The organism is Streptomyces turgidiscabies Car8 (assembly GCF_000331005.1).
Lineage (GTDB): Bacteria > Actinomycetota > Actinomycetes > Streptomycetales > Streptomycetaceae > Streptomyces > Streptomyces turgidiscabies.
Genome location: NZ_AEJB01000309.1, coordinates 1 through 1,522, shown reverse-complemented (window position 1 = coordinate 1,522; position 1,522 = coordinate 1). Strand labels below are relative to the sequence as shown.

Genomic DNA, 1,522 nt, shown 5'->3' with positions numbered 1-1,522 from the left:
TCCGGCGTACTCGCGCCATCGGCGGAGCCGCTCGCGTCCGCCGGGAGTTGCGGGCGCTGGAACACCCGTGTCGCCGTGTCCACGCCACCGCGCGCCGGGGACTCCCGGTCCCGGGCCACCGCGAGCCGTGGGTCGCGGGCCCCGGCGCCTGATTCACCCCTGGCCCCGGGAACCGGACTCGCGCTCCCCGACGTCGGTTCTTCCGACGACTCGCGCTGCTTCGACCTGTCGGGGGACTCGCCCGCCACCGATGCCTCCTTGATGCGCCGCACGCTCACCGTGCGTGTACCGAACCGTGGACCGTCAATCGCCGCCCGAACAACACTGTCCGAACCGTCTACCAGTGTCCTGTGCGCGACCTTGACTCCTGCGGTAGACGAGAACGACATACCTACTGGTTCCACAACGAACCGGTCACGCCCTCTCGACAGATGAATGTGAGAGGGGTCACCCTGTCATTCATCCACGCGGGGAGGCATGGATGGGCAGGAGCCGCAGATCAATTCCGGAAGAGCTTCTTCTGCTGGCGTTGGACCCGGCCACGGGTACCACCGCACAGCCGCAGTCGCTCGACCTCGGTCTGGCCGGAGCACAGCTAGTGGAGCTGGCGATGGCCGGACGGATAGCCCCGGACGGGGATCGTATCGCCGTGGTCCAACCACGGCCGACTGGAGATCCAACACTGGACTGTGCGTTGGAACTGCTTCGCCGACGCGGAGCACCCGTACGCGCGGTCAACTGGATTGGCGGGCCCCGCCTGGGGCTGCGTCAGACCTACCTCTCGCATCTCGAGCGGTGCGGCATGGTGCATGCCGTGGCGGGACAGATGTGCGGGGTGCTGCCGACAACTCGCTATCAGGCGACGGACACGGAGATCAGCCGGGAGATCAGAGCCCGACTGGACACCGCCATCCGCACCGGCGTCCCGCCGGACCCGCGGACGGCAGCGCTCGCCGCCCTGGCCCATGCGGTCGGTCTCGGCAAGCACCTGTATCCGGGTAACGAGGGACGTTCGTCCCGCTCCCGGCTGCGGGACCTGATCCGGCACGACCCCATGGGTGGTCTGGTGGCCCACGCTGTCATGGACGTGCAGAACGGCGTCGCGGTCCAGCCGCGCCGCAACCCGGCACCGGCCGGCCGTCAGGCCACCCCCGGAGCCAGGCCCGCACCGGAGCCCGCACGCGGCGTTCCGATGCAACCGCACCGCGGATCCATGGCGCGCGCCGTGGCTCACTGAGCCGCAGTCCCACGGCGAACGTCCGTTCCGCGAGGCACCCGCACGACCCCGCACCACCCCGTACGACGCGAACGCGCACCACGCAGGACCTCGACAGCGCCGCACCGCAGTCCCCAAGACCGGTTCGGGAGCCGTCGGCCCGCGCGGGGCGCGGTGGTGCACGCTCACCCTATGGACGTACTGGCCTCGGGCGCGCACCGCGACGTCAACATCCTGCTGAGCATGGCCAGCGACGACATGGGCTGGTGGGTGGCGAACGACCTCGACCGGTTCGACCCGGGCACC

The 1,522-nt window shown here is 70.2% G+C and carries 2 protein-coding genes; one reads left to right on the top strand and one right to left on the bottom strand.

The window, feature by feature from the left end; all coding sequences use genetic code 11:
* On the bottom strand, positions 1 to 248 hold a 248-nt coding region (locus tag STRTUCAR8_RS54310), incomplete at its 3' end, for a hypothetical protein (RefSeq protein WP_006377727.1).
* Between the two features lie 233 nt (positions 249 to 481).
* Between STRTUCAR8_RS54310 and STRTUCAR8_RS20250 the strand changes: the two genes are divergently transcribed.
* Positions 482 to 1,237, top strand: a complete 756-nt coding sequence (locus STRTUCAR8_RS20250; protein ID WP_006377726.1) for a GOLPH3/VPS74 family protein — start codon at positions 482 to 484, stop codon at positions 1,235 to 1,237.
* Positions 1,238 to 1,522 lie beyond the last annotated feature (285 nt).

Coding starts and splice junctions, on each gene's coding strand:
- STRTUCAR8_RS20250 (WP_006377726.1), top strand. CDS start 482: ATGGGCAGGAGCCGCAGATCAATTCCGGAAGAGCTTCTTCTGCTGGCG.